This window comes from Moorena sp. SIOASIH (assembly GCF_010671925.1).
In the GTDB taxonomy this organism is placed as follows: Bacteria; Cyanobacteriota; Cyanobacteriia; order Cyanobacteriales; family Coleofasciculaceae; genus Moorena.
On the sequence record NZ_JAAHIH010000008.1, the window covers coordinates 65211 to 90942 of the forward strand.

Sequence of the window (25732 nt, forward strand, 5' to 3'; positions counted from 1 at the left end):
TCAAGAGGATTAAGTTAAGAGAGTTAACTTAAATGATACAAAACTTGACTCTAGGGTTTACTCCCTACGTCAGCTGTCAGCTGTCAGCCGTCAGCTTAAGCGCTACGCGCACGCGTGCGCGTTCAGCTATCAGCTGTTTTCTATCTTCAATCAGATCGATCTGGCTGCTACCTGGGAAGTAAGCTATAAGCTATCAGCTGATAGCTTATAGCTTATCTCGAACTATTAAATTCTCCCTAAAGAGGTTTATTTTAAGCTGACCGCTGACCGCTGACGGCTGACCGCACCTCAAGTAGCGTGCGCGTAGCGCGTATGCTTACCCTAATTGACCTTTGTTTCTGGCCAAATTCCTAGCAAAATAGAGCGGATTCATCAACCCCTTAACTACAGCCTTGAACCCATAAATCACACGACCTCTTAGACCAGCTTTGATAACGTGATTATTGAAGGGAATCACCGGTAACTTCTTGATCAGCTCTTGAGCCAAAGCTTTCTTTTGGCCTGGTCCTCGTAAACGAAACTGAGTACCTTGCGTCGGACCATATACGATGGTAAACCAGAGCTGAGGATGTAAGAAAAAGTATTTCCACAAGGGCGGTTTGCACCCAATTAAATCAGCTAGCTCGTCGATGTAAATATGATAATCAAGCAAGCTTCTGATGCGAGCAGCATTATGTTCAAACTGTTCTAAATATTTGGCTTTATCTATAGATGCTACCTGCTCCATTTCCTCAGAAGCCGGAAGAGTTCGTTTACCAGTGCAAATCAAGGCAAAAAATCTGGCTTGCATTTCCGTAAGAGGAAACTGACTGCCAATTGCCGGACGTGCCCAGCCAATCCAAGCGATTTTATCCCGATACTTGGCATGAAAGATATGTTTATAAAGACTCCGGGGGTCAGTTGTTCTCAAGTGCTCAGGTAGGAAAGACACATAGTTTTTGTAGCCGGTACAAAATACCACCGCATCCACGTTTTCAAGGGTTTCCCCATCAGCGGCGATCAATGTCGAGCCACCATCTTTTACCTTCACTATTTCGCCGACCACTTGACAGCCATGATCCACAATTGCCTTGGGTAAGGAGATATTTTTAGTTCCGTAGGTCCCCCAGACCCCTTTTTTAGCCTTAACCTTTTGATTGAGCTCAACTATAGTATCATGAACTGGATCTTTCTTGCTCAACTCTAATCGGAAGATAAGTTGGCTCAAAGCATGTCCATAGTCTCTGGGTAGACCGTATACACCGCGATGGCTAGCAGTATCGGCAGCAAAGGGACCTCTCTTTCTAGGTATTATCCACCCAGCTGAATTGCGAAGGCTCACCCAGCACTTGTTGGCGACACCAGATATTTCTAGGGCTATGTCTGAAGCTGACTCACCTCCGCCAACCACTAATACGGTTTTGCCCACAAAGTTATTGGCATTACGATATTCCTTGGAATGGGAAAACTCGACTTCAGTTAATAAGTCTTTCCACTCTGGATAATTTGAGATACTGTTGTTACCAATTGCCAATGCCACCCGTTTTGAGTGCAAAATCTCTCCAGATGCTAGTTTAATTTGCCACCCTTGATTGTCTTCGGGAGTGACTGCTACCACTTTGGAGTTGAAACGAATTTTCTCTAAAACACCAAAATGTTTGGCATAGCTCTTCCAATAGTCAACTGCTTCGTTCTTTGTCCAGAATTTGTGCTGATTTCCATCACCTATCCAGAAGTCAGAAAACATACTAAATGCGCAAGAGGTAGTCAGCACTAAACTGTCGTAGGCATTGGCATAAACTCCTCCCAGCTCCTCTGCTTGCTCTAAACAGAGCACCTCGCCCACACCTTGCTCCAGTAATTCTTTGGTAGTAACTATACCAGCTGGCCCTGCTCCAATCACGATGCAATCTAACATACTATAGCAATTCTGATACTGCTCAGTACAAAGCTTAGCATTTGAAGGCAAAAGGCATCCATTCAAAAGGCAATATTTAAGATGATCTTAAGGGAATCATCCTCAACTAATACTGTACTTCATAACTGCGTTAAACGCTATATTTAACGGGTGCATCTCCTAAAAGTTGTTTGACTCGGTGGTGCGTTACGGGCAGCGAGCTAACTGTGGCTACCGATAAAATCCTCGGCTCCCCTAACGCACCCTACGCACAATTTTAAAATATGAGATCCACCCTATTTAACTTCTGATGTCCGGAGTAAGCACAAACACAAATGAATCCGCGAGTATAGATTCGGCAACAGCAGGATTAATCCCCAACGGTTGCAAGCAAGTTAGTTGGTCTAATACATTGAGCATACTATACGCCTGAAGCTGAAACCCTTGCTGATTTACGAATTGTCTAACCTGATCAAAATTGTCAAAGATAGTATCTGTGTCTGAGGTGGCTGTCATCCCTCTGACTGTCTGGCTCAATTTTTGCCAAGCTGGGCTATTTCTCCGTACCCTACTCAAATATTCTTTTGTGATTAAATCAGGGGTTATCCACACACCACCATAAACCTGAAGCAACTCCCGGACATTAGCAAACAACCGCTGTTTTTGATTAAATGTCAGGTACAGCAGTAGTCCCTCGCATATTACAGTAATGGGCGTTCGGGAATCTAGATAATCTACATCGATAGGGAATTGGCTGGGTTGACTAGTGGCATCAATCCCAACAAAGTGCAAGTTTGAGCGTACGCCAACTAGCTGTTTCACCAGTTGCTGTTTGCGGCTTATCATCCTTGGCAAATCAGTCTCGATAAAAGTTGTAGAAGGCTCCCGAGACATTACCATGCCCCGTGGCACCAAGCCGGAGGCTAGTTCAAGGATTTGAGTTGTTTGAAATTGAGCCATCACTTGATTGATAGCTTTATACCGACCTTCAAATAAAACTGCTACTTCAAAGGATTTATCGGATTGTTGTTTTTGTAACTGCTCTACGAAAGCTTGAGCATTAACCAATTGTGCCAATTCTTGGGAATAAGGAATATCGGTAAACTGTCTGGCATAAGCCACTAGTAACGCTGTGGGGCTGATTTTGTCGAAGGAACTAGTTGGCACCTGCATGATTATGAATTGGGAATTGGAAATTTAGGGAGTAGGGAAAAGGGGAAAATTGCTTTAGCAAAGGGAACAGGTAACAGGGAACAGGGAACAGGGAACAGGGAACAGGGAACAGGGAGTAGGGAGGTGCATCTCACTTACAAAAGTTAGATGAACGCAGTTCTATCTAACCTTGACCAAAGATAAAATTACCAGGTGCTTCTGGATCTTCACTACGGAAGAATTGATCGAGCAGCTCGATATGTTTTTCTTTAGAAATGGAGTCATCATCCTTTAAATTGAGCCGTTTGAATACCTCGTTAGCATAATTTTCATCACGTCCGGCGCTTCGATACCATTGTCTGTATTCCTCCAAATCCAGTTGCTCATCCCCATTAGTATCAAATACGCTAAAGACGAAACCGGCGATGCCCTTTATTTCTGCTTCATAAGCGTCTTGGTCATTAAGGATATTCTCGATATATGCCAGCCATTCCTCCAAAGATATCCTGTTGTCACGATTGGTGTCTGCAAACTTTTGCATACTATCCCAACGAGACATTAACTTCGATTGAAAGGAATTGTAGTTGGGTGAGCCTGGTTCCCAGCTGCGAAGCTGAGAGTAGGTTTCTAGGAACCGCTCAAAATCCGCTTGCTCAATAAAACCGTTATTGTCGGCGTCATACATTTCAAATAATCTTGGGAATTTCTGCTTCTGCAATTCAGTTAACATAATTAATTTCTCCAGCGATTACTAAATTCAAGTTTACAGTAGGATAATTAGTCGGAGTCAATTAAAGTTGACTATTTAGACAAGGGAACGTCGGAGCCTGGAACAGAAAGGGGTTGAGAAACGTTAAGTTTTTTGAACACAGTTATAGCGGTTTCTATCCTAATGAGGTACACAGGATTTTTTCCCTGTTCCCTGTTCCCTGTTGCCTCTTCTCTGTTCCCTGTTCCCTGTTCCCTAAAACCAAGGACTCTGTACCTCACCCAATTGAAAACCGCTATAAAAAACTTTATCTCCAAGTACTTAGGCCTTTGAAAATGAGTAGAGCACAGTTAATACACCGTTGGTTACAGCAACAGCTCATGGTCAGGGTGAAAACAGCTAATCTAGCCTTGGTGGATATATCATAAACAATACTATTTGTAAATAATTTGTTCATAAGTTTTAATCAAAGTTCCAAAATCTTGCTGTGATTGGTATTTGGTAATTTGCATTTCTATACCAGAGGGAAAATTAAGGTTTGATAGTTGTGGGTAAAAGTTGCCGATAAGCTCTGCTGCGCTGTATGCGATCGCATCTACCAACTACATCTACTAACTATTGTGACCTACTGTTGACCACAGCCTAACTTGATTGACCTTTGTTTCTGGCCAAATTCCTAGCAAAATAGATCGGATTCAACAACCCCTTAACTACAGCCTTGAACCCATATATCACACGACCTCTTAAACCAGCTTTGACAACCACGACACGATGGAATGGACTCACTGGTAACTTCCTAATTAGCTCTTGAGCCAAAGCTTTCTTTTGGCCTGGTCCTCGCAAACGAAATTGGGTACCTTGGGTAGGACCATATACGATAGTAAGCCAGAGCCGAGGATGTAAGAAAAAGTATTTCCATAAGGGCGGTTTGCACCCAATTAAATCAGCTAGCTCGTCGATGTAAATATGATAATCAAGCAAGCTTCTGATGCGAGCAGCATTATGTTCAAACTGTTCTAAATATTTGGCTTTATCGATAGATGCCACCTGCTCCATTTCCTCAGAAGGGGGAAGACTTCGTTTACCAGTGCAAATCAAGGCAAAAAATCTGGCTTGCATTTCCGTAAGAGGAAACTGACTGCCAATGGCCGGACGTGCCCAACCAATCCAAGCGATTTTGTCCCGATACTGGGGATGAAAGATATGTTTGTAAAGACTCCGGGGGTCAGTTTTTCTCAAGTGCTCAGGTAGGAAAGACACATAGTTTTTGTAGCCGGTACAAAATACCACCGCATCCACGTTTTCAATGGTTTCCCCATCGGCTGCGATCAATGTCCTGCCACCATCTTTTACCTTTACTATTTCGCCGACCACTTGACAGCCGTGATAGACAATTGCCTTGGGTAAAGAGAAATTTTTAGTTCCATAGCTTCCCCAGACCCCTTTTTTAGCCTTAACCTTCTGATTGAGTTTAACTGCAATGTCGTAAGTTGGATCATTTTGGCTCAACCACTTTTTAAAGAGCAATTGGGTCAAAGTATGTCCATAGTCCCTTGGTAGACCGTATACACCCCGATGACTAGCATTATCGAGAGCAAAGGAACCCCTCTTTCTGGGTATTATCCACCCAGCTGAATTGCGAAGGCTCACCCAGCACTTGTTAGCGACACGAGATATTTCTAGGGCTATCTCTGAAGCTGACTCACCTCCCCCAACTACTAATACGGTTTTGCCCACAAAGTTATCGGCATTACGATATTCCTTGGAATGGGAAAACTCGACTTCAGTTAATAAGTATTTCCACTCTGGATAATTTGAGATACTGTTGTTACCAATTGCCAATGCTACCCGTTTTGAGTGCAAAATCTCTCCAGAGGCTAATTTAATTTCCCACCCTTGATTTTCTTCGGGAGTGAGTGCTACAACTTTGGAATTGAAACGAATTTTCTCTAAAACACCAAAATGTTTTCCATAGCTTTTCCAATAGTCAACTGCTTCGTTCTTCGTCCAGAATTTGTGCTGATTGCCATCACCTATCCAGAAGTCTGAAAACATACTAAATGCGCAAGAGGTAGTCAGCACTAAACTGTCGTAGGCATGGGCATAAACCCCGCCCACATCCTCTGCTTGCTCTAAACAGATTACCTCGCCTACTCCTTGCTCTAGTAATTCTTTGGTAGTAACTATACCGGCTGGACCGGCTCCAATCACGATGCAATCAAACATACTATAGCAATTCTGATACTGCTCAGTACAAAGCTTAGCATTTGAAGGCAAAAGGTATCCATTCAAAAGGCAATATTTAAGATGATCTTAAGGAAATCATCCTCAACTAATACTGTACCTGATTACTGCAATCAACGCGCTTATTTAACTTCCGATGTCGGGAGTAAGGGCAAAAACAAATGAATCCGCGAGTATAGATTCGGCAACAGCTATGTTATAACCAACACGGACCAAATGCTTTGGGCGATCAACGACACTCAAATCCGGGAAAGCCAACCCAACTCAATGATCTACAACGAGCAAAGCCGAAAGGTTGTGGCCGCTGACTAACGAGATTGGGACGAATCATTCCCTTCAAACTATCGTAAGCATTCAGCAGTCAGCAGTCAGCGGTCAGCTTATTTTATTCAAAAGCACCTCAAAGTGGCACAGGCTTCGACGCTGTGGTGGCACAGGCTTCGACGCTGGCACTTTCCCCATAAACACCTCAATTAGTGTGGGCCTAGCGCATTAGCTGATACGCGACACGCTGATAGCTGAATGCTTACAAACTATCGACGATAAACGAGAATTTATTGGTCTATCGTTGTCAGCAATTGCTGGGTCAGCAAGACTTGATTAGGGGGCTGACTTGCTTTGACTGGTGGCCGAGGACCCGTCAGGCCTAATTCTAAGTAATTATCGGAACTTGATCTTAATATCGAACTCACATAGTACAATCTCAGAGCAGCATGTATACTTCATGATATACTCTGGTCAAATAAAATTAGCGAGATTACATTATGTCTAATCTAGAGCAGGATGGTAAAGTTTGGCTACTCAATCACTTTTATGGGGTGGAAACTACTCCACCGGATCAAGACTATGAAGCTTTTGTAAAAGCTGTTCTCATTTGTGCAAAAGGAGACGGAATTATAGAACCAGAAGAAAGAAACTGGGTTGCTGGTCGTGCTGCTGTATTTGGAAATACCGGGTACGAAATGGCAAAAACTTACCCAGCCGATGAAGATCTGCTTGACGTTCTAGCTGATGCCCCTATCGCCAACAAACATAGTCGTCGTATAATTATTTATACTGCTATTCAGGCTTGTTCTGCTGACCGAGAATATCATGAAGAGGAACGGGCAGCAGTTTACAAAATGGCAAAACGTCTTGGGGTGGAAGAAGATGTTGTTAAACAGATTGAGCAACTTTGTATTGAGGAAGCCCAGACCAGAGACAAACGTATTTCTCTCCTCTTTCCGGAAGGCATTCCTTCTTTTAAGTAACATCAACCTGATTTAAGCATTTTTCCACAAGTACCCAAGTAGGTTGATATTTGTGGTTATTTCTATTGGTTCACGTAGTAAGTGTTCTTGATAAATGACAGAAGAACTCATGCCAATGGTAGTCATGAAGCAAATGCTTTATGGAGGAATAGTTGCTAAGTCCATACAGGCTGTAGCAGAACTGGGAATTGCTGATCTAGTTGCTCAACAACCTAAGCATGTTCAAGAATTGGCAGAAGCCACGGGAACCGATGTCTCATCACTATACCGCCTACTCCGAGGTCTGGCTATGCTTGGGGTATTCAGGGAAATTGTAACAGGAGAGTTTACCAATACTCCTCTATCTGACTGCCTGCGCTGTGACATTCCCGGTTCACTGCACGATCTTGCCCTTTATGTTCCTCATGATGGTAATTGGCGAGCATGGATGCACCTGATGGATGTGCTAAAAACAGGCAAAGCTTCCTTTAAACAAGCTAACGGATTAGAGCTGTTTGAATACCTTAATACCCATCCAAAAACTGCTGAACATTTTAACCACTCAATGACCTCATGGTCTGTCTCTGTTGCCGCAGAATTTCCTCAGGTGTATAACTTTAAGGATGTGGGCTCAGTTGTCGATGTAGGGGGAGGTCATGGTCTTTTGCTCGCATCAATTCTCCAAGCTAATCCCAACTTACGGGGGGTACTTTTTGATCTTCCCTCGGTTATTGAAGGAGCGCTGCCGTTTCTAGCAGAAAAAGGTGTGACCAAGCGATGCGATCTGGTGGCAGGTAGCTTTTTTGAATCGATCCCAGCTGGTCATGATATTTACCTAATGAAGCATATTCTGCACAGCTGGAGCGACGAGCAGGCAACAGAACTGTTAAGTTGTTGCCGAAAAGCCATCCCACCACATGGTAAGCTTCTCATTCTCGAAATGCTGATCCCTGGCGGTAACGATTTCCACCCTGCCAAATGGTTTGACATATCAATGATGGTATCTTTAGGAGGTAAAGAACGGACTGAGCGGGAGTTTCGCCGACTTTTGGCTCAGTCTGACTTCAAGTTGCAGCGAATTTTACCGATGGAGTCTCCAGTTGTGATCCTTGAAGCCAACCCTGGTATAGCATTTTGATACTGATCAGCGACATTGCTTATCCTTTTAAGGCAAAAGGCATGCTAGCAATAGTCAAGATGATATTAAGGGAATCATCCTCAACTAATACTGTACTTCATAACTGCGTTAAACGCTATATTTAACCGGTGCATCTCCTAAAAGTTGTTTGACTCGGTGGTGCGTTACGGGCAGCGAGCTAACTGTGGCTACCGATAAAATCCTCGGCTCCCCTAACGCACCCTACGCACAATTTTAAAATATGAGATCCACCCTATTTAACTTCCGATGTCGGGAGTAAGCACAAATACAAATGAATCCGCGAGTATAGATTCGGCAACAGCAGGATTAATCCCCAACGGTTGTAAGCAAGTTAGTTGCTCTAATACATTGAGCCTATTATAAGCCTGAAGCTGAAACCCTTGCTCCGTTACAAACTGCCTAAGCTGATCGAAATTGTCAAAGATAGTATCTGTGTCTGAGGTGGCTGTCATCCCTCTGACTGTCTGGCTTAATTTTTGCCAAGCTGGGCTATTTCTTCGTATCCTACTCAAATCTTCTTTTGTGATTAAATCAGGGGTTATCCATACACCACCATAAACCTGAAGCAACTCCGGGACATTAGCAAATAACCGCTGTTTTTGATTAAATGTCAGGTACAGCAGTAGTCCCTCGCATATTACAGTAATGGGCTTTTGGGAATCTAGATAATCTACATCGAGAGGGAATTGGCTGGGTTGACTAGTGGCATCAATCCCAACAAAGTGCAAGTTTGAGCGTACACCAACTAGCTGTTTCACCAGTTGCTGTTTGCCCGTTATCATCCCTGGCAAATCAGTCTCGATAAAAGTTGTAGAAGGCTCCCGAGACATTACCATGCCCCGTGGCACCAAGCCGGAGGCTAGTTCAAGGATTTGAGTTGTTTGAAATTGAGCCATCACTTGATTGATAGCTTTATACCGACCTTCAAATAAAACTGCTACTTCAAAGGATTTATCGGATTGTTGTTTTTGTAACTGCTCTACGAAAGCTTGAGCATTAACCAATTGTGCTAATTCTTGGGAATAAGGAATGTCGGTAAACTGTCTGGCATAAGCCACTAGTAACGCTGTGGGACTGATTTTGTCGAAGGAACTAGTTGGCACCTGCATGATTATGAATTGGGAATTGGGAATTTAGGGAGTAGGGAAAAGGGGAAAATTGCTTTAGCAAAGCTAACAGCTAACAGGTAACAAGGAGGTGCATCTCACTTACAAAAATGAGACAAAAATGAGATGCACCCAGTTATATCTACCCTTGACCAAAGATAAAATTACCAGGTGCTTCTGGATCTTCACTATAGAAGAATTGATCAATTAACTCGATATGTTTTTCTTTAGTAATGGAGTCATCATCCTTGAAATTGAGCCGTTTAAATACCTCATTAGCCATATTTTCATCATGTCCACTGGTGCAATAAAACTGTCTGTATTCCTCCAAATCCAGTTGCTCATCCCCATTACTATCAAATACGCTAAAGACGAAACCGGCGATGCCCCGTATTTCCGCTTCATAAGCGCCTTGGTCTTTAAGGATATTCTCGATATATGTCAGCCATTCCTCCAAAGATATCCTGTTGTCACGATTAGTGTCTGCAAACTTTTGCATACTATCCCAACGAGACATTAACTTCGATTGCAAAGAATTGTAGTTGGGTGAGGCAGGTTCCCAGCCGCCAACCTGAGAGTAGGTTTCTAGAAACCGCTCAAAATCCGCTTGCTCAATGAAACCGTTATTGTCGGCGTCATACATTTTAAACAATCTTGGTAATTTTTCCTTCTGAAATTCAGTTAACATAATTAATTTATCCAGGGAGTACTAAATTCAGGTTTACACTAAGTTTATACTAAGATAACTAGTCGGACAGAATTAATACACCGTTGGTTACAGCAACAGCTCATGGTCAGGGGAAAAACAGCTAATCTAGCCTTGGTGACAAGTTCATAAACAAGACTCTTTGTCAAGGGTTTGTTTATAATTTTTAATCAAATTACCAAGGTCTTGCTGTGATTTGTATTTTGGGATTTGCCTTTCTCTACCAGAGGGAAAATTAACCTTTGATCGTTGTCTGTAAAAGTTGGCGATATGCTCTGCTGGGCTGTATGCGATCGCTAACTAGATAACGCCCTTCCTTAAATTATAAAATTCTCAAACGTTATAATTAACAAACCATTATAGATTTGATCATGATTTGTCACTAGATTGGTGATAATTTTTTCTGATATATTTGGAAATGCTATAGTAAATGTGGCGTAGGGTGGGTTACGAACCGGCTCACCCTGATTTTATTGGTAGCCAGTGTTGAAACAGTCCGTCCGGAAATGAAACGGGCAAAATGCCCCTTCCACGCAGGGTAAGCGCATCTCAAAACCTATTGACATAAAGGTTTTGAGGCATCATGATAATGAGATAAACAAGCAGCGATAATCGTCAACATATAGTTATTATCCATAGCAGCTCGATTCGATTTTTGACGATTACTACGCCGGAACGATTGCTCTAAATTCAATGGGTTAAGTGCAATTCGTCGCAGCAATGATAAGTTTTGTGGAGCATGGCCAGTACGAACACGGCAAGCATCTTCATGAAAAGTGACTTCTATTGTCCAATGCAACCCATTTTCTACACCCCAGTGGAGACGGATAGCTTTCGCTAATTTACGAGCATCACAATCCAAACTCGTTAAGTAAAACTGAACTTCGCGTGTAGTTTTGTTCCACAGATGACGTACTCTTATCACCATGACAATACACTTAAGTCCTACCCAATCATCTTGGTTATGTAGAGGTGATATTTCAGATATTGGAACACACCACACTTGCCTTTTTTCAGTCCGATGATGCTGAAGGGGTGACAAACAGCCTTAAAAGCCTTACAGGGTGTGGGGTGTGGGGTATTGGGTGTAGGGGAAGATCAGGAGCTGGCCACATTGGTAGCGATGCAGCTGAGGAACAGGGGGTTTCCCCCACTCGCGCTTGGGATCTTGAAGGGACGGTTTAATCAGGTTTCGGACCGATTGTTATCGCTGGGGTCACTCCAAATTCCCTGTCTTGATGCAGTCGCTCATGGGGGAAACCCCCAAGACCGCGCTGCATCGCTTCTATTTTCCCCACACCCCACACCCCACACCCCATACCCTGTCTAGTTTTTAGCCTTGTTGTCACCCCCTCAGCCGATGATGACCTTGTCTTGATGCAGTCGCTCATGGGGGAAACCACGGCAGTCGCTCATGGGGGGAACCCCCAAGACCGCGCTGCCTCCCCAAGACCGCGCTGCATCGCTTTTCTATCCGTTTATCATAACTATAATCCCTTTAAATTCCTGATATAGGTTTTTATAAAACCAATCTTTTACTTGTTTATTAAGGGTAGGATGGTTGGCTTTAAGAGCTAAAACGTAATCAGCTTTGGCACTGATAATTTGAGAGGCAATGGCAGTTTGCGACAAGCTCGCATCAATTGTTACGATACATCCAGCTAAATCTAGTAATTCTAATAAGGCGGGAATTGCCGTGATTTCATTTGATTTATCAGCTACTTTTACTTGTCCTAAAACAAGACGATATTCACTCGACCATGCACTGACTAAGTGCAAAGCGGTTTTTCCCAGTACTCTATCATAAGAGCCTTTGAGAGTTTTACCGTCAATGGGAATTACCTGTGCTTCTACTGTCTCAACTATCGATTCGACCCAACGTCTAAAACATCTCTCGAATATTTTTGGGTTGATACGCAACTCCAACGGAGACGCTGCGCGAACAAACACTCGGCGAAATGTGTCTGCACTTGGGATACCTTTAGGTACAGCTAAAAATTGCTCTAGCCATTCATATTTACTTAATCCATAATTTTCCATATCCTCCCATCCCTTGGCTCCTGCAATTACTGATAGTATTGCGATGATTAAAATATCTGTTAACAAATGGACACGTGTTCTAGCCACACGGGGGTCTTCTATCTCGCTGAAAATTAATGCCATTTTTTCAGTTAACGCAGTCGCTTTAGCTACACTTAAAGCTTTCGAGCAAAATTCGCGAAACTGTTCGAGATTGAAAACCATTACCCATGAGACTAACCCTAATCTAAAGTAGACGCAATGCTAATCACGATACTACTTAACATCATTAATACTCAAACTGGCAATTATACATATATTGACCAATTAATCTGTACTTTTTTATACAAAATTAGATGCGCTTACCCTGCCCGTTCCACGCCTGATGCCAGTTCCACAGCAAGAGGCCAGTTCCAGCAAGATGCCCGTTCCACCCACAGGGTCAAACTGGTAGAGCTGACGGCTGATAGCTGATAGCTGATAGCTGAATACTTACAAAGTACCTCACCCAATTAACAACTGCTACATCTCAAGTTTTACAATAATAATCTCTAGTTCCTTTAGCATCCAGGGAGTCTCCCAGGCGATTCAAAGCATGAACATAAGCAGCTGTGCGCATGGAAACCGCTAGTTCCTGAGAAAGTGACCAAATTGTTTCAGTTTCTTCCACCATTTTCTCTTTCAGACGCTGATGGACTTCATCGAGCTTCCAATAGTGTCCACTCCGGTTTTGTAACCATTCAAAATAGCTAACGGTGACACCTCCAGCATTAACCAATATGTCAGGAAAAACATAGATGCCTTTTTCTTCCAAAATATTGTCAGCGGTAGAGGTTACTGGTCCATTCGCTACTTCAAAGATATAGTTAGCTCTGATATTATCAACGTTTTCTTCAGTGATTTGATTTTCCAAAGCAGCAGGAATCAAGACATCCACATCTAAGGCTAAAAGGTCTTGATTAGTAATGACTTCATGCTCAACAATATTGCAAACGCTACCTCGACAGTAAACGGCTTTAATGCCTTGACTCGATGTTTTGTATTGGCGAATACTGGGAATATCTAAGCCTTTTTTGGCATAAATACCCCCTTGAGAATCACTGACAGCCACAACTTTATAACCTGCTTTAGCTAACAGTTGCGCTATCACAGCACCAGCATTACCAAATCCTTGCACAGCTACGGTGGTATTTTGAGGCAGCTGGTCAAATTTAGGCAAAATGGATTCAATCACAAAAAACGCGCCAGTAGCGGTAGCGGTATCGCGACCAACACTTCCTCCCAAGGCCAATGGTTTACCTGTGACGACCCCTGGACTGATTTGACGGCGAATGACGCTGTATTGATCCATCATCCAACCCATAATCATGGAGTTGGTGTAAACGTCGGGAGCGAGAATATCAATATCAGGCCCAATGAAATCTGCGATCGCATCGATGTAACCACGACTTAACCGTTCCAACTCCAGCTTCGATAAGGCTTTAGGATTTAGAGTAATTCCCCCTTTGCCACCCCCGAAGGGCAAATTTAAGGTGGCACATTTAAAGGTCATCCAAAAGGCTAAGGATTGGACTTCATCTAAGGAAACATGGGGATGATACCGCACTCCCCCTTTTGCTGGTCCCCTGGTGGTGTCATAGCGAACCCGATAGCCCTGAAACATCTGTAACGAGCCATCATCCATGCGGACTGGGATGGAAACGCTCAAACTAGATTTGGGATATTTTAAGCGTGCGATCGCATCCTCCGAAATTGACACATATTTCAGTGATTTCTGCAATCGTTTACTGGCATCAGCAAATAATGACTCAGACATGCCGTTATTTCTCCAGCTAACAGGCGCTACGGGCAAGGCAAGAGGAATCTCCCCTAACCCCCCTTAGTAAGGGGGGCGGGCAAAAGGCAACAGTTGAGTACAAGAGCTTTTGCTGCTTGTATCAATGTCATCACCTTAATGGGTAGTGCTATACTTACCCAGCTCTAGTTATTTAATTTAATCACATAAAAACTGTATATTTTATTACATTATGCTAAGCTTTACTGGTTTATAGTACACATCTTGCCAAAGTATTGTCTGGATGCAGTTGCTTTTTGATACCGTTTTCCTCAATTCTTCATCGGAATTTCCCTGTTCCGAACCCTGTTCCCGACTTCTGCTGCGAAGTCTAAGTAACCTATAAGTAACCTATAAGTATAGCTGGCTGAAAAAGACACCCATGATTGCACTCCTCGCCGCCCTCTCAGCCTCCGCTGCGGCAGGAATGAGAATTGCCCTGCCCCTGTTGGTGATTGGTTTGCTCCACAGTGACCAACTCTGGTCGAAGGTACCGTTACTGTCACAGATTCATCCCCCAGTCTTGCTGACTATCTTGACAACTTGGTCATTGGTGGAGCTATTTGCCTCGAAAAAGCTCTTAGGACAGCGAATCTTGCAAATAGTTCAGCTAGTGTTAAGTCCTCTAGTGGGGGCAATTCTTGGTATTGCTGTAACTCAGTTTGCCGAAGAACTAACGGGATTTGTCTGGGTCGTGGGTATTGTCGGCGGCTTATTAGCCTTCGTACTCCAGTTAGTTCAGGTGGGATGGTTCTACCGTTTGCGTGGCTTACCTCTGTGGGTAGTGTTTCTTCAGGATTTTCTGTGCGTAGTTTTGATAATCTTAGCTTTTGATGCTCCTGAACAAGGAGGATTAATCGCTTTACTGCTACTGTGGCTAGCCATTCGCAGTGCTAAGCATTGGTATCGTTGGTATGTTCGAGGGAAGCGTTCCCGTATGAGTGATCAAAGCCATGACCAGAATCCTGACTGAAGGGGATAACCTTTAGGTGAGAATTCCTGCGCTATAGTCGTGGTTGCTAAGGGTCTGTTGGTAGAGCCGTTTTTAGGTCTTTGTTGTTATCAAATGGGAAGAGTTTGATAATGCGATCTGAAAGATTTTCGTCCAAAATAAGTTTCACAAAGATACCACGAATAACTTTTTATCACCCTCTGCTGCAAAAGCAAGACAGGCTTTAATGTCTTCGGAGGTTAGTTCAGAAAAATCTTCTAGAATTTCTGCTTCTGTCATTCCCCCGGCCAGATATTGTAAAATGTCGTAGACGGTAATGCGCATGCCTCTGATGCAGGGTTTACCACTGCGTTTTCCAGGCTCGATGGTGATGATATCGCGATAGTCCATAGTTTGTTAGTATTATGTTATTTAACTCAATGTTAAAAGAAGTCCCACAGGTCCGGTGTTGATAGCTGATAGCACCTCAAGTAGCATCTCAAGTAGCGCATATGCTTACACCTTTTTTGACAACAAAAAGCTATGAAACCGCAATTCTAAACCCAGCATGTTGGTAGAAGTAAGGACGGAACCAGTTACGATAGAATGTAGATGCCTCTGTTCCAGTAGTCACCCAAGCACCACCAAGCATCATGTTATGTTGGGTATCAAAGAAGGGAGCAGAATAATCTTCATAGAGCCGATGGGGCTTGAATCCTGGTAGTGGCTTGAAGTCATCACTCAGCCACTCCCATACATTCCCCCGTAAGTCATAGAGTCCAGCAGGACTTTTAGCGGTTTCTAACATACCCACTGGGCTAGGTGAGCCAAACTTGAGATTTAGATTGTAATCCTCGATCGCAAAGGGGTCTTGCTGGAAATTTGTGCTACTTTCATCCCTGCCAGCAGTGGCAAGATTCCACTCCGCTTCACTCATCAAACGAATCCCTTTACCCTTCCAACGACAGTAAGCCATGGCTTCATGGTGATTAACTTCAACCGGCCAATCGAGAGGAAGGTCAATCTCGTCAAACAGCGCTCGATAGTTGTAGCCACCATTAGTAGGTATCCAGAATTTAGGGTGCTTGATATTATAGGTTGTCTTCCACGTCCAGGATTCTTTATCCCAGTAATCTGGATTATCGTAGCCATTATCATTCACAAACTCCAGAAATTCTCCGTTGGTAATCAGATACTGACTGGCGAAAAACGGTTTAACCTCCACCGAACGATTGCCATATTCACTATCCCAGCCATAGATAGGATAATCCTCTGGTTTCCCAAGTGCTACCGAACCCCCAGAAACTTGGAGCATTTCATTCCTCGAAACCTTGCCATTAGAAACAGCATAATTCCAGCTGTCAGGACGTTCAAGCCGCTCTACAGGCAGTTGTCGGATCAGCATCGAAGAGGTTTCAAAGTGGGTGCGACTGTGTTCAATTCCCATCATCAGCGCCCAAAGAGGATGATTTTGATGAATTGGCAGATTCAGAGGAGTCCTTTTGATAGTTTCTATAATCACCCCATAGACTTGATCTCGATAGCGCCAAACCTCTTCCACTTTCGGCCAGTGGATATCTTTGGTTGCTTGATCGAGTTCTTCAGGAGTTTCCGGGTCCACACCAATCTCAAACAGGATTTCATAGTTAGGATTAATGGGTTTATCCAATAACCCAACCTTAAGGAATTTATTGATGTAGAAGACAGCGGAGTGACCCAAATAGAAAATCAGACGGTTTCTTAATGGATCGGGACTGATATAGAATGTTTCTTCCCCAACCAGACTTTTGATCAGAACATCTTCGAGTTCCCATGAATTTTTAAAGTAATTGAGAATAGATTCGCGACTACAGGTGTCAAGGCGAGGGAATTGAGTAGATTGGAGAGTATCCATGGTTTGAGTTCCAAATACTATTGCTCAACTTAGGGGTGTCTATATTCAGTGGTCAGCGGTCAGCAGTCAGCGCTCAGTGGTCAGGGGTCAGCGATCAGCCGTCAGCGGTCAGCCGTCAGTGGTCAGCGGTCAGTGGTCAGCCGTCAGCCTTTAGCTGATAACTGAGAGCTGATAACTGATAGCTGATAGCTGATAGCTGATAGCTAAATGCTTACACGTCGATTACACACCCTGTATCTGACACAGGAGTAAACCAAACCATTGCTTGGTATCAGTCCAAGCCTGAACTGTGTTTAGTCCCCGACCTTTAAGATAGTGCTGCATCTGTTCCAAATTGAATTTGCGAGAAATTTCTGTAAGGATGCTTTCTCCTGCTTGGAAATCAACCGTTAAATCTAGGCTGGCTAAGCGCACAACATGGGTCTGCTGGCAATGTAAATACATCTCAATCTGACTTTCCGATTGATTATAAATCGCCTGATGGGTAAACCGATCCAGGTCAAAATTTCCTTGGAAACGCCAGTTCAGATGTGCCAGCATATTCAGGTTAAATGCCGCAGTCACCCCCTGACTATCGTTATAGGCAGCTTCCAGAATCTGCTTGGGTTTTTGTAAGTCAATGCCCAGCAAAAAGTAATCTCCTGGTGCTAGTAAAGCTATCATTTTATCAAAAAAGCGATCGCACTGTTCAGGAGCAAAATTTCCCAAGCTACTACCCAAAAAGAAAACCATCCGACTAGGTAATGGTGTTGGAGTTAATTGGCTCAGGGCCTGTTCATAGGTTCCCACCTGACCCTGAACCTTTAACTTGGGATAATCCAGCAACAGCTGCTTGGCACTCTCTTCAAGAATCTCCCCACTGACATCAATAGGAACATAGCGCAAGGGATATCCCTGACTTTCATAGGCATCCAACAACAAGCGAGTTTTGGTAGAACTGCCACTACCGAGTTCCACCAATTCGCAAGCTCCCGTCAATTGAGCAACGTCTACAGCATACTGTTGTAAAATTTCTGCTTCTGTGCGGGTGGGATAATATTCCGGTAACTCGCAGATTTGCTCAAACAATTGGGAGCCTTTTTCATCGTAAAAGTAACGAGGTGGCAAAGATTTAGGCGTTTGGGTTAATCCTCTAATGATATCTTTGCCATCATCTGTTGCAGTAGGCAGGTTGGCACTCCCGAGATAGTTAATTTCCAGGCGATCCTCACTGAATCTCAGATTCTCTGTGGTCTCTTGAAAAGTTGTTGACATAATACTCTTTTAAATTTTGTTTTCCAAAAACAGTTTTCCAAAAACAGTACATTTATACTGATTAAGACATGATCTGATTAGCACCGGTTAAGAGTACCATAATTTTTACCAGTTTTGAACAAGTCGTGTGACGCATTACCCCACCTGGCCGTAGGCCACGCTACGCGAACGTCCAGGTGGTGGTTAGTCCACGGCAATAACAATAGCAAAAAAAAGTGGGGACATCAATGGGCGATTGTCGTCTAATATTTTGTAGGCTACAATATTAACTGTAGGAGAATTTGTTAGAAAGCGTGAAGAAGCCAGCTAAGGTGATCAGAACTGACAAGTGGCAGCTTAATCCAACTCCCGATCAGAAGTTATTATTTGGGGAGACGGTTAAGGTGTATCGCCGTGCTTGTCGGTATTTAGTTGGCATCATTTATGCTCACTGGTCTGAACTGGGAGAGTTAACAGCAGATCAGCTGACTCCGGCTGTCGAGAAACTTATGCATCAGACAGCTAAACGTCCTGATGTAAAATACCCCCAATTCAATAAATCCTTTTACAAATTCCCCAGCTATCTGCGACGCGCTGCGATTGCATTTTCTGCGGGTCTTGTAAGTAGTTTTGTTACTCGTTATCGAGAGTGGCAATCGGGGAACAGAAAAAGAAAGGATGCAAAGCCACCAAAACTAAACGCAGACACTGGCTGCTATCCCTCTCTTTACAAGGGACAGTGTTATAAACTGCATGGTTATGGCCAAGTAGAAATCAAAGTTTTTAATGGTTCAGACTGGGCTTGGACTATAGTTCAAATCACCGGACTAAGAGATCGCCATCTAGTGGCCACCAACAAGATGATGTCACCTTCATTGGTATTCAATGAAAGGTTTTGCCATCTATCTGTTCCATTCACTTGTAAGCCAGAGAAGAGAAAGCCAAAGGCAAATGTAACAGCTGTAGACCTTGGTATTAATACTACGGCAACAATAGCGGTTGTAACTCATGACGGCACTGTAATCCACCGAGAATTTATTCACCCGGGGAGAGACATAGACCGTAGGGACAAACGGCTAAAGTCCGTATCTGTGCGGGCATCTAAAACGATGGGCAAAGGTGGAAAACTTCACAAAGGATTTTGCTCTAAGACCTATCAAAAATGCCGAAGAATCAACCATCAAATCGGCCATATTGTTTCTAAGCGGATTGTTGAGATTGCCGAGAAGTTCAATTCTGAAGCTATTGTGTTTGAGAACCTTAATGGATGGAAACCAAAAGGTGGACGAAAACGATCTAACCTGCGGCAAAGGTTTCACGGATGGCTTAAAGCAAAAATCCGCAATTTCACCGAAATGAAATGGACTGAATTGGGCGGAAAAGTTATAGAGGTTGTGGCGGCTTACACCTCGAAACTTGCCTATGATGGTTCTGGTACGGTTAAACGTAATTCAAAAAAATACTCCCTAGCGACCTTCTCCTCAGGTAAGCGCTTTAACGCAGATTTAAATGGTGCTTACAATATCGGTGCTAGAGGTGTGTTTAAACTCACTCGCAGAAATGGCGATGAGGGTCGTTCCAGCAAAAGATCTGGACGACCGCCTAGAAGCTGGGCTTGTCTATGTGACTTGTGGGTTAGGGATAATCCTAAGTTAGCATAAGACACCACCACCTCGTTCAGGTGGTGGAAGCTTCATTAGCTCTTACTTTGGACAGCGAACTCAGAGATTTAGCTATACTTTGTCGATTCTGAGGGCAGGGCAAATCCATCTATCTAAATTAAATCTAAATTAGATTGACAAATAATCTATAGTGTGATCTTAGCAATCCAGGTTAACTTGAGCACCACATATGAGATAATGAATTCATCACTAATTTTGAGAAGTTGAGTGGTCTGACACATGAAAAACGGCGTCTTAATGCAAAGCGCGAGTGGGTGAAACCCCCGTAAAACATAACCGCAGGATGGGGGATCCTGGTCTTGATGCACTTAAAATTAGATGTATTAATCACAAAAAATAAAAATAGATGACATTAACAAATGAGAGTTTGACCGATGGGTTTTATGATTCAGTAGGCACCCTGGAGAGCCTGCAAAAATCTGCGATCGCATATTTATTCTCAGATCCAAGACTACAGATAGTCAAACTCAACGACCAAGAATATATGGATGGCCAAGTTGCCTATCGCAGTCAGCAGAACGAACAAGAGATGATGCTTGAAGCGACACTTCAGACTATAGACGATAAGATGTCTTCACAAGAAGATTACAGCATCCTTAGCATCGGTTGTGGGAGCGGATTGTTTGAGAAACCTTTTTTGGAAAAGCTTCTTTCTCTAAACAAAACTATCCATTTCGTCGGCATTGATCCCAACGAAGCAGAATGTGTAAAAGCACAAGAATGGTGTGATAAAATCAGGATAGATCACACCGGTAAATTTAATTTTACAATTAATACTGTTGGATTTGAATCTTTTCAATCACGTCAAGGTTTTGATATCATACTGTTAATTCATTCCCTTTACTACTTTTCTGACATTAAAACCTTATTTCGGAAAATTTACGAACTTATCCGGGAAGGAGGAATGGTAATTTTAGGGGTAGCTAAAAGACAGTTACTGAATGAACCTTTTTACCATGCAACTCAGCGACTATACGGAAATTATCCGTGGTTTAGCGATGATGTAAAGGAACTACTAACTGAAATAAATTTACCGTTTCGTCAAGAAAAAATTGATTTTACAACAAACATTACAAAATGTTTTGACAAAGAGTCTGAATTGGGGAAACAGTTACTAAATTTTATAGTTGGTGCCAACACGGAATTTTTTTCACCCTTACAATTGCGACTGCTCCTAGACTACTTTGGCACGAGTTCGCAAAAGATGGAGGGGGGAGAAATAATGCTTCCACACTCCGGAATTTTATTTTATATTGAAAAAGAAAGGGTATCCGCTTAAAGTGGTAAAACTCTAACGGGACGGTGGGCCGCTCCACCATCCCGCCTTAAGTTAGTTAGTAGCAAAAAAAAATATAGCGTTTCTCGCAGTTATGAGGTACAGTCTTCTTTAACTTTGATTCCCTGTTAGGTGCGCTCTTACCATTAAGAATTAAATTCGCCACGGGTCGCACCTCTTGATGCAGCACATCCCTATTCCCAATTCCCAATTCCCTCTTCTCTGTTCCCTGTTCCCGTCTTGATGCAGTCGCTCATGGGGGAAACCACGGCAGTCGCTCATGGGGGGAACCCCCAAGACCGCGCTGCCTTCCCAAGACCGCGCTGCATCGCTGTTCCCTGTTCCCTAAAATCCAGAAATTGTGTACCTCATAGCTATGATAATTGCTATATATCCTACATCTGAAACAGCCATGAAACAAAACACTGACAATCTCAATCCTTCTCAAGACTACTATCAAAAAAGTAATCTAGATCTAGACTCTTGGTTCAAAATTACTTGGATAGATTACGAAGAGCTTGTTAATAATCATCGTTTTTTAAAAATAATCGATTCATTTGGAAGTGATACAATAAAACTTTTGGATATAGGTTGTGGAACAGGATTTTTCCCAGATTTATTAGATAAAAAATTGATAGTGAACTCAAGCTATCATCTGATTTGCTAGATGTTTCAGACTATTGTCTGAATCAATGTAGTTCAGTGTTGAATAAATTAAAACACTTTCAGGCAAATCAAGGGTTATTATCTTCTACAGAAACTATTGAAACAGCAATTCCCAAAAGTAGCTACTACGATATTATTTGGGCAATTCATTCATTTTATACTGTAGACATTAATAAAATTCAGGATATCCTACAGCATATTAGGACATTGCTCAAACCCAGTGGTATTTTTTTGATGTATCAAGCAAGTTCAGATTCTTGTTACCATCAATTATATAATTTTTATATAGAAAATTACGAACAGCCGAATAACTATCAAAGATTTATAACAGCAGAAGATATCCAAAACGCCTTAGATGTAATTCAAGTAAAGTATGATGTAATTAATTTTGATTATAACCATGAAATTGATGGTGAATATCGAGATTTGCTAGAAGTTTATTTTAAAAAATGTATTCTTAATAGTTCGGTTGATGTCCTTTCATTATTTAAAGAAAAAATACTAGAGTAATTATATAAATTAACCATTCACGAACATCATTTGGATATTATCTATAGTGCAGATAATTTCAATTTTTCAACTAAAGTTTTTTACCATGATGTATCCTTCAGTTTACTGGCCAGCAAATATTCTCAAGCAGTAATTAATCAAATCGCTGCTTATATTGCCTTATTCGAGGGCATGAAACTGAGTTCACTATTTCCTAAATACTATGATATTAACCTTGTCGCTGAAAATTTAAGTCAGCCAGTGAGTGTTAGAGCTATTTACCAAGATATATCAAGGAGTCTTTGGTCAACATTGGTATGAAAATAATATAACCGATTACCCTGGTCCTGAACTTATCTATTCACAAGCTAGCTTAAGCAATAGCAAACCCATCTCTATATTTGGCGATAACTCTACCGTACTTGCAGGCTGTGGTGGTGGTAAAGATAGTATCGTAGCTATGAAAATGCTACAAGAAGCAGATGTTCCATTTGCTTCCATGCAATACTCCCACAGTGTTTATGGCAAAGCCGATATCCAACACAATTTATTTCGGGAGTCCTAGAACACGTCACCCCCATTAAAAAGCATAAAATTTCTATCTACGATGACTTTATTGACTATCCCTTTCTTCACCTATATTTTCCAGACAATACAGGAATTATCGTTCCAGAAACTCCTGTCTCTATCTTTGAATCCTTACCTCTAATGCTGCATTAGGGATACAACTACTTGGCATTAGCCCATGAAAAAAGTGCCAATACTGGTAATTTATTCTGGGAAAAACTAGGTAAAGAAGTTAACCATCAATGGGGCAAAGGCTACGAAGCAGAAAAAGAGTTGAATGAATTCATTCAAGCAAATCTCTTATCTAATTTCTCTTATTTCGGTATTTTGCAGCCCATCTATGACTTCCGCATCTTCAAAAATATCGCCAAATATCCCGAGGTGCTGCCTAAAATCCACTCCTGCAATATTCAAAAACCTTGGTGCAAGAAATGTCCCAAGTGTGATTATGTATGGCTAGGTTTGATGGCTGTCTTCGAGCCAGGATCTGTAGATGCAGTCTTTGGCTCCAATTTGTTTGATGATGATGACTTACTCCCTATTTTCAGAGAAATGATCGGACTAGCTGAACATACACCCTTTGAATGTATTGGTGAAATAGATGAAAGTCGATTAGCAATGAAAAAGTGTTTAGAAAAAGGCTTGTCTGGCAAAGCCCTAGAGATGTTCAAACATGAAGTTTTAGGAGACAGTTCAATTGCTTGGCAACAACTTGAACAAAAGTATGACCGAGTATATGACACGGAACATGCTATTCCCGATTGGATATTTAGTAAGATTAGAGGGCAACTTTAAGTTTTAAAGCCAAGGAGCAACTCATCAGACCAACTCCTATTGGGAGCAGTCGAGGGGGACGATTACTTGCCCCCCCTTCCAATTAGATCTGGTAGATATTGACTTGGCCGTTTCCGTTGTAACTTGAAGAAATTTACAACAACCCAGCAAAATGTAGCGGTCCAGTACCACTAATTAACTCCAACAGTAAAGCAATAAACCCAATCATAGCCAGACGACCATTCCAAACTTCTGCTGCTGTAGTCATGCCCCACTCCCAGCGCTCGGGAGGGTAAATTTTGACTGTCTTTGGCGGACGAATCACATCGGAGAGTTCACGGCTGGGTGATTCGAGAGCGTCAACTACCAAAGTTGTCAAAGACTCAATAAATAGGGGATGGGTATTGAGGGCTGGTACCCGCTCAAAGTGCTTAATTCCTGATTCTTCTGCTATTTCTCGATACTCAATGTCAATTTCTTGGAGGGTTTCGATATGTTCTGAGACAAAACTAATCGGGACTACCAGCAACTCTTGAGTATTCTTAGCTCCGAGTTCTTGCAACGCATCTTCAGTGTAGGGTTGGAGCCATTCTACCGGACCAACCCGACTTTGATAGGCCAGAGTATGGGGATTGGGGCGGTTGAGGGTTTTCATAATTAAGGAAGTGCAATCCTCAATTTCTTGCTGGTAGGGGTCTCCAGCTTCTGTGACATAGCTGATGGGTACACCGTGAGCACTGAAGAATATATGAACTTGATCGGGATTAGAAAACTTATCGAGTTCCTGAGCAATTAAATCAGCCATGGCTTGTAGGTATTGTGGCTGCTGGTACCAGGAGGGAATGACTGTGTGTTCAATCTTGCTCAGGTCTGGGTCTTCTTTCCACAGACTTTCTAGCAGACGGAAGCTAGAACCACTGGTGCTGATGGAAAATTGGGGATAAAGCGGTAAAATAACTAAGCGTTCGATACCATCGGCTTTGATGGTTGCGATCGCTTCTTCTGTGAAAGGATGCCAGTAACGCATTCCTACATAGACACTGACCTCTTGCCCTTTCGTTTGCAAATGTTCCTGGAGGGCTTGAGCCTGGGCGTCTGTAATCTTCCGTAGAGGGGAACCACCACCAATTTGCTTGTAGTTCTCCTGGGATATCTTAGCACGCTTAGTGGAGATTAGCCAAGCCAGGGGTTTTTGCAGCCAGGGAAAAGGCAGGCGAATGATTTCCGGGTCAGAAAACAGGTTGAATAGAAAGGGACGAACATCCTTTAACTGATCTGGCCCACCTAGATTAAGCAATAATACCCCAACACGACCCATAGTTAACACAGCTTCCCATAACTTTCATATTTGTTACTGATTTTAACAATATATTTTTTAACTTAAATTTGCAACAAGAAACACAGATCTTTACCAAGGAGTGAGTAGTGGCAACAGTTCTTAGAGCTTGGAGTTATCAGTACCAATGGCTGTATGATACGATTTCCCGGATCGCGGCTTTGAGCGTGGGTGGAGAGAGACGATTCCGCCAGCTACCGTTACAGGGCTTAACAATTCATTCAGGAACCAAAGTGCTAGATCTGTGTTGCGGCAGTGGTCAGGCAACCCAGTTCTTGGTGGAATTGTCTGAGCATGTCACTGGCTTAGATATTTCGCCACTATCCCTAGAACGAGCGCAACGGAATGTTCCCCAGGCCAACTATGTAGAGGGTTTGGCTGAACAGATGCCCTTTCCAGATGCTCAATTTGATCTAGTTCACACCAGCGCAGCACTCCATGAAATGACCCCTGAGGTGTTGCAGCAGATTATTCAGGAGGTTTACCGGGTGCTTAAACCAGGAGGAGTGTTTACCCTGGTGGATTTGCACAAGCCAACTAATATTTTGTTTTGGCCAGGGTTAGCGGTATTTATGTGGTTGTTTGAGACCGAGACAGCTTGGCAATTACTGGAGACTGACTTGGTCAAGGAGCTTGAGCAAGTGGGGTTTAAGGTATGCGATCGCTCTTTGCACGCAGGTGGTAGTTTACAGGTGATTCAGGTGACCAAAGGGTAAAGGCCGACAGTAACCAAAAAACCTACCTGAAGGGAAGGCCAAGGGCGAACAACTTTCAACTTTAAACCTTCAACCTTCAACCTTGGCCTTTCGGCCACGCTACGCGAACAACCTTCAACCTACCCTACACCAAC

Annotated in this window: 30 protein-coding genes; 13 read left to right on the plus strand and 17 right to left on the minus strand. The window is 42.8% G+C overall.

Translation table 11 applies throughout. The annotated features are described in order from the left end of the window. Nucleotides 1-316 precede the first annotated feature (316 nt). The 4 genes from F6J90_RS38375 to F6J90_RS38390 all read right to left on the minus strand — a co-directional run bounded on the left by F6J90_RS38375 (nt 317) and on the right by F6J90_RS38390 (nt 3758). Nucleotides 317-1897: an NAD(P)-binding domain-containing protein gene (locus tag F6J90_RS38375; RefSeq protein ID WP_293106635.1), complete on the minus strand. Its 1581-nt coding sequence runs from the start codon at nt 1895-1897 to the stop codon at nt 317-319. Between the two features lie 279 nt (nt 1898-2176). Then, nucleotides 2177-3049 (minus strand): class I SAM-dependent methyltransferase, encoded by an 873-nt coding sequence (locus tag F6J90_RS38380; protein WP_293106638.1) that lies wholly within the window; start codon nt 3047-3049, stop codon nt 2177-2179. Between the two features lie 2 nt (nt 3050-3051). Beyond that, on the minus strand, nt 3052-3183 hold the full coding sequence (locus F6J90_RS38385) for a hypothetical protein (RefSeq protein ID WP_293106641.1): 132 nt from the start codon (nt 3181-3183) through the stop codon (nt 3052-3054). Between the two features lie 29 nt (nt 3184-3212). Continuing rightward, on the minus strand, nt 3213-3758 hold the full coding sequence (locus F6J90_RS38390) for an EF-hand domain-containing protein (protein WP_293106644.1): 546 nt from the start codon (nt 3756-3758) through the stop codon (nt 3213-3215). 162 nt (nt 3759-3920) lie between these two features. On the opposite strand from F6J90_RS38390, the gene F6J90_RS38395 reads away from it, so the two are divergent. Further along, nucleotides 3921-4070 (plus strand): hypothetical protein, encoded by a 150-nt coding sequence (locus F6J90_RS38395; protein WP_293106647.1) that lies wholly within the window; start codon nt 3921-3923, stop codon nt 4068-4070. A gap of 101 nt (nt 4071-4171) precedes the next feature. On the opposite strand, the gene F6J90_RS38400 is transcribed toward F6J90_RS38395, so the two are convergent. Together F6J90_RS38400 and F6J90_RS38405 are read right to left on the minus strand one after the other, a co-directional pair. Then, complete coding sequence (locus F6J90_RS38400) at nt 4172-4339, minus strand: hypothetical protein (RefSeq protein WP_293106650.1); 168 nt, start codon at nt 4337-4339, stop codon at nt 4172-4174. A 40-nt stretch (nt 4340-4379) separates the two neighbouring features. Beyond that, complete coding sequence (locus tag F6J90_RS38405; protein ID WP_293106653.1) at nt 4380-5963, minus strand: NAD(P)-binding domain-containing protein; 1584 nt, start codon at nt 5961-5963, stop codon at nt 4380-4382. A 782-nt stretch (nt 5964-6745) separates the two neighbouring features. Here F6J90_RS38405 and F6J90_RS38410 point away from each other — a divergent pair. Together F6J90_RS38410 and F6J90_RS38415 are read left to right on the plus strand one after the other, a co-directional pair. Further along, on the plus strand, nt 6746-7231 hold the full coding sequence (locus tag F6J90_RS38410; protein ID WP_293106655.1) for a hypothetical protein: 486 nt from the start codon (nt 6746-6748) through the stop codon (nt 7229-7231). Between the two features lie 94 nt (nt 7232-7325). Continuing rightward, nucleotides 7326-8348, plus strand: a complete 1023-nt coding sequence (locus F6J90_RS38415; RefSeq protein ID WP_293106658.1) for a methyltransferase — start codon at nt 7326-7328, stop codon at nt 8346-8348. 257 nt (nt 8349-8605) lie between these two features. Here F6J90_RS38415 and F6J90_RS38420 read toward each other — a convergent pair whose 3' ends face one another. From F6J90_RS38420 to F6J90_RS38450, 7 genes are all read right to left on the minus strand, one after another. Further along, nucleotides 8606-9478: a class I SAM-dependent methyltransferase gene (locus tag F6J90_RS38420; protein ID WP_293106660.1), complete on the minus strand. Its 873-nt coding sequence runs from the start codon at nt 9476-9478 to the stop codon at nt 8606-8608. A gap of 139 nt (nt 9479-9617) precedes the next feature. After that, nucleotides 9618-10163 carry an EF-hand domain-containing protein gene (locus tag F6J90_RS38425; protein ID WP_293106663.1) on the minus strand — a complete coding sequence of 182 codons (546 nt, stop codon included), beginning with the start codon at nt 10161-10163 and terminating at the stop codon, nt 9618-9620. Between the two features lie 574 nt (nt 10164-10737). Next, complete coding sequence (locus F6J90_RS38430) at nt 10738-11223, minus strand: ISAs1 family transposase (protein ID WP_293106665.1); 486 nt, start codon at nt 11221-11223, stop codon at nt 10738-10740. 139 nt (nt 11224-11362) lie between these two features. Beyond that, the gene (locus F6J90_RS38435) at nt 11363-11530 is read right to left on the minus strand and encodes a hypothetical protein (protein WP_293106668.1); all 168 of its coding nucleotides are present in this window, start codon (nt 11528-11530) and stop codon (nt 11363-11365) included. 121 nt (nt 11531-11651) lie between these two features. Continuing rightward, entirely contained in the window at nt 11652-12344 is a 693-nt protein-coding gene (locus F6J90_RS38440; protein WP_293107204.1) for an ISAs1 family transposase, read from the minus strand. A gap of 218 nt (nt 12345-12562) precedes the next feature. Continuing rightward, nucleotides 12563-12712, minus strand: a complete 150-nt coding sequence (locus tag F6J90_RS38445) for a hypothetical protein (RefSeq protein ID WP_293106670.1) — start codon at nt 12710-12712, stop codon at nt 12563-12565. A gap of 17 nt (nt 12713-12729) precedes the next feature. After that, the gene (locus tag F6J90_RS38450; RefSeq protein ID WP_293106672.1) at nt 12730-14016 is read right to left on the minus strand and encodes a Glu/Leu/Phe/Val dehydrogenase; all 1287 of its coding nucleotides are present in this window, start codon (nt 14014-14016) and stop codon (nt 12730-12732) included. A gap of 400 nt (nt 14017-14416) precedes the next feature. On the opposite strand from F6J90_RS38450, the gene F6J90_RS38455 reads away from it, so the two are divergent. Further along, entirely contained in the window at nt 14417-15007 is a 591-nt protein-coding gene (locus F6J90_RS38455) for a DUF4126 domain-containing protein (RefSeq protein WP_293106675.1), read from the plus strand. A 144-nt stretch (nt 15008-15151) separates the two neighbouring features. Here the strand turns inward: F6J90_RS38455 and F6J90_RS38460 are convergent, their stop codons facing one another. Together F6J90_RS38460 and ovoA are read right to left on the minus strand one after the other, a co-directional pair. Further along, complete coding sequence (locus F6J90_RS38460) at nt 15152-15376, minus strand: DUF433 domain-containing protein (RefSeq protein WP_293106677.1); 225 nt, start codon at nt 15374-15376, stop codon at nt 15152-15154. A 130-nt stretch (nt 15377-15506) separates the two neighbouring features. Then, nucleotides 15507-16859 (minus strand): 5-histidylcysteine sulfoxide synthase, encoded by a 1353-nt coding sequence (gene ovoA, locus F6J90_RS38465; RefSeq protein WP_293106680.1) that lies wholly within the window; start codon nt 16857-16859, stop codon nt 15507-15509. Nucleotides 16860-16879: 20 nt separating this feature from the next. Here ovoA and F6J90_RS38470 point away from each other — a divergent pair, with 20 nt between their 5' ends. After that, the gene (locus F6J90_RS38470; RefSeq protein WP_293106683.1) at nt 16880-17017 is read left to right on the plus strand and encodes a hypothetical protein; all 138 of its coding nucleotides are present in this window, start codon (nt 16880-16882) and stop codon (nt 17015-17017) included. Between the two features lie 64 nt (nt 17018-17081). Here the strand turns inward: F6J90_RS38470 and egtD are convergent, their stop codons facing one another. After that, entirely contained in the window at nt 17082-18113 is a 1032-nt protein-coding gene (gene egtD / locus F6J90_RS38475) for an L-histidine N(alpha)-methyltransferase (protein WP_293106685.1), read from the minus strand. 293 nt (nt 18114-18406) lie between these two features. Between egtD and F6J90_RS38480 the strand changes: the two genes are divergently transcribed. From F6J90_RS38480 to F6J90_RS38510, 7 genes are all read left to right on the plus strand, one after another. Beyond that, a complete protein-coding gene (locus tag F6J90_RS38480; protein WP_293107207.1) occupies nt 18407-19753 on the plus strand; it encodes a transposase in 1347 nt (448 codons plus the stop codon). Nucleotides 19754-20120: 367 nt separating this feature from the next. Beyond that, nucleotides 20121-21053 carry a class I SAM-dependent methyltransferase gene (locus F6J90_RS38485; RefSeq protein WP_293106688.1) on the plus strand — a complete coding sequence of 311 codons (933 nt, stop codon included), beginning with the start codon at nt 20121-20123 and terminating at the stop codon, nt 21051-21053. Nucleotides 21054-21305: 252 nt separating this feature from the next. After that, nucleotides 21306-21455, plus strand: coding sequence for a hypothetical protein (locus F6J90_RS38490; RefSeq protein ID WP_293106690.1), 150 nt, complete (start codon nt 21306-21308; stop codon nt 21453-21455). Between the two features lie 7 nt (nt 21456-21462). Continuing rightward, nucleotides 21463-21717, plus strand: coding sequence for a hypothetical protein (locus F6J90_RS38495; RefSeq protein ID WP_293106693.1), 255 nt, complete (start codon nt 21463-21465; stop codon nt 21715-21717). A gap of 38 nt (nt 21718-21755) precedes the next feature. Further along, complete coding sequence (locus tag F6J90_RS38500; protein ID WP_293106696.1) at nt 21756-22226, plus strand: hypothetical protein; 471 nt, start codon at nt 21756-21758, stop codon at nt 22224-22226. A gap of 244 nt (nt 22227-22470) precedes the next feature. After that, nucleotides 22471-22770: a hypothetical protein gene (locus F6J90_RS38505; RefSeq protein ID WP_293106699.1), complete on the plus strand. Its 300-nt coding sequence runs from the start codon at nt 22471-22473 to the stop codon at nt 22768-22770. A 167-nt stretch (nt 22771-22937) separates the two neighbouring features. Continuing rightward, nucleotides 22938-23567 (plus strand): hypothetical protein, encoded by a 630-nt coding sequence (locus F6J90_RS38510; protein WP_293106701.1) that lies wholly within the window; start codon nt 22938-22940, stop codon nt 23565-23567. A 133-nt stretch (nt 23568-23700) separates the two neighbouring features. Here the strand turns inward: F6J90_RS38510 and hemH are convergent, their stop codons facing one another. After that, complete coding sequence (gene hemH / locus F6J90_RS38515) at nt 23701-24864, minus strand: ferrochelatase (protein ID WP_293106704.1); 1164 nt, start codon at nt 24862-24864, stop codon at nt 23701-23703. Between the two features lie 107 nt (nt 24865-24971). On the opposite strand from hemH, the gene F6J90_RS38520 reads away from it, so the two are divergent. Continuing rightward, complete coding sequence (locus tag F6J90_RS38520; RefSeq protein WP_293106706.1) at nt 24972-25598, plus strand: methyltransferase domain-containing protein; 627 nt, start codon at nt 24972-24974, stop codon at nt 25596-25598. Nucleotides 25599-25732: the final 134 nt, after the last annotated feature.

Bases quoted from the DNA above. Each gene is read 5' to 3' on its own strand.
- F6J90_RS38455 (WP_293106675.1), top strand. From the start codon at position 14,417: ATGATTGCACTCCTCGCCGCCCTCTCAGCCTCCGCTGCGGCAGGAATG.
- F6J90_RS38450 (WP_293106672.1), bottom strand. From the start codon at position 14,016: ATGTCTGAGTCATTATTTGCTGATGCCAGTAAACGATTGCAGAAATCA.
- F6J90_RS38390 (WP_293106644.1), bottom strand. From the start codon at position 3,758: ATGTTAACTGAATTGCAGAAGCAGAAATTCCCAAGATTATTTGAAATG.
- F6J90_RS38375 (WP_293106635.1), bottom strand. From the start codon at position 1,897: ATGTTAGATTGCATCGTGATTGGAGCAGGGCCAGCTGGTATAGTTACT.
- F6J90_RS38405 (WP_293106653.1), bottom strand. From the start codon at position 5,963: ATGTTTGATTGCATCGTGATTGGAGCCGGTCCAGCCGGTATAGTTACT.
- F6J90_RS38425 (WP_293106663.1), bottom strand. From the start codon at position 10,163: ATGTTAACTGAATTTCAGAAGGAAAAATTACCAAGATTGTTTAAAATG.
- F6J90_RS38440 (WP_293107204.1), bottom strand. From the start codon at position 12,344: ATGGCATTAATTTTCAGCGAGATAGAAGACCCCCGTGTGGCTAGAACA.
- F6J90_RS38495 (WP_293106693.1), top strand. From the start codon at position 21,463: ATGAAACAAAACACTGACAATCTCAATCCTTCTCAAGACTACTATCAA.
- F6J90_RS38415 (WP_293106658.1), top strand. From the start codon at position 7,326: ATGACAGAAGAACTCATGCCAATGGTAGTCATGAAGCAAATGCTTTAT.
- F6J90_RS38380 (WP_293106638.1), bottom strand. From the start codon at position 3,049: ATGCAGGTGCCAACTAGTTCCTTCGACAAAATCAGCCCCACAGCGTTA.
- hemH (WP_293106704.1), bottom strand. From the start codon at position 24,864: ATGGGTCGTGTTGGGGTATTATTGCTTAATCTAGGTGGGCCAGATCAG.
- F6J90_RS38395 (WP_293106647.1), top strand. From the start codon at position 3,921: ATGAGGTACACAGGATTTTTTCCCTGTTCCCTGTTCCCTGTTGCCTCT.
- F6J90_RS38420 (WP_293106660.1), bottom strand. From the start codon at position 9,478: ATGCAGGTGCCAACTAGTTCCTTCGACAAAATCAGTCCCACAGCGTTA.
- F6J90_RS38410 (WP_293106655.1), top strand. From the start codon at position 6,746: ATGTCTAATCTAGAGCAGGATGGTAAAGTTTGGCTACTCAATCACTTT.
- egtD (WP_293106685.1), bottom strand. From the start codon at position 18,113: ATGTCAACAACTTTTCAAGAGACCACAGAGAATCTGAGATTCAGTGAG.
- F6J90_RS38490 (WP_293106690.1), top strand. From the start codon at position 21,306: ATGGGGGAAACCACGGCAGTCGCTCATGGGGGGAACCCCCAAGACCGC.
- F6J90_RS38460 (WP_293106677.1), bottom strand. From the start codon at position 15,376: ATGGACTATCGCGATATCATCACCATCGAGCCTGGAAAACGCAGTGGT.
- ovoA (WP_293106680.1), bottom strand. From the start codon at position 16,859: ATGGATACTCTCCAATCTACTCAATTCCCTCGCCTTGACACCTGTAGT.
- F6J90_RS38485 (WP_293106688.1), top strand. From the start codon at position 20,121: ATGACATTAACAAATGAGAGTTTGACCGATGGGTTTTATGATTCAGTA.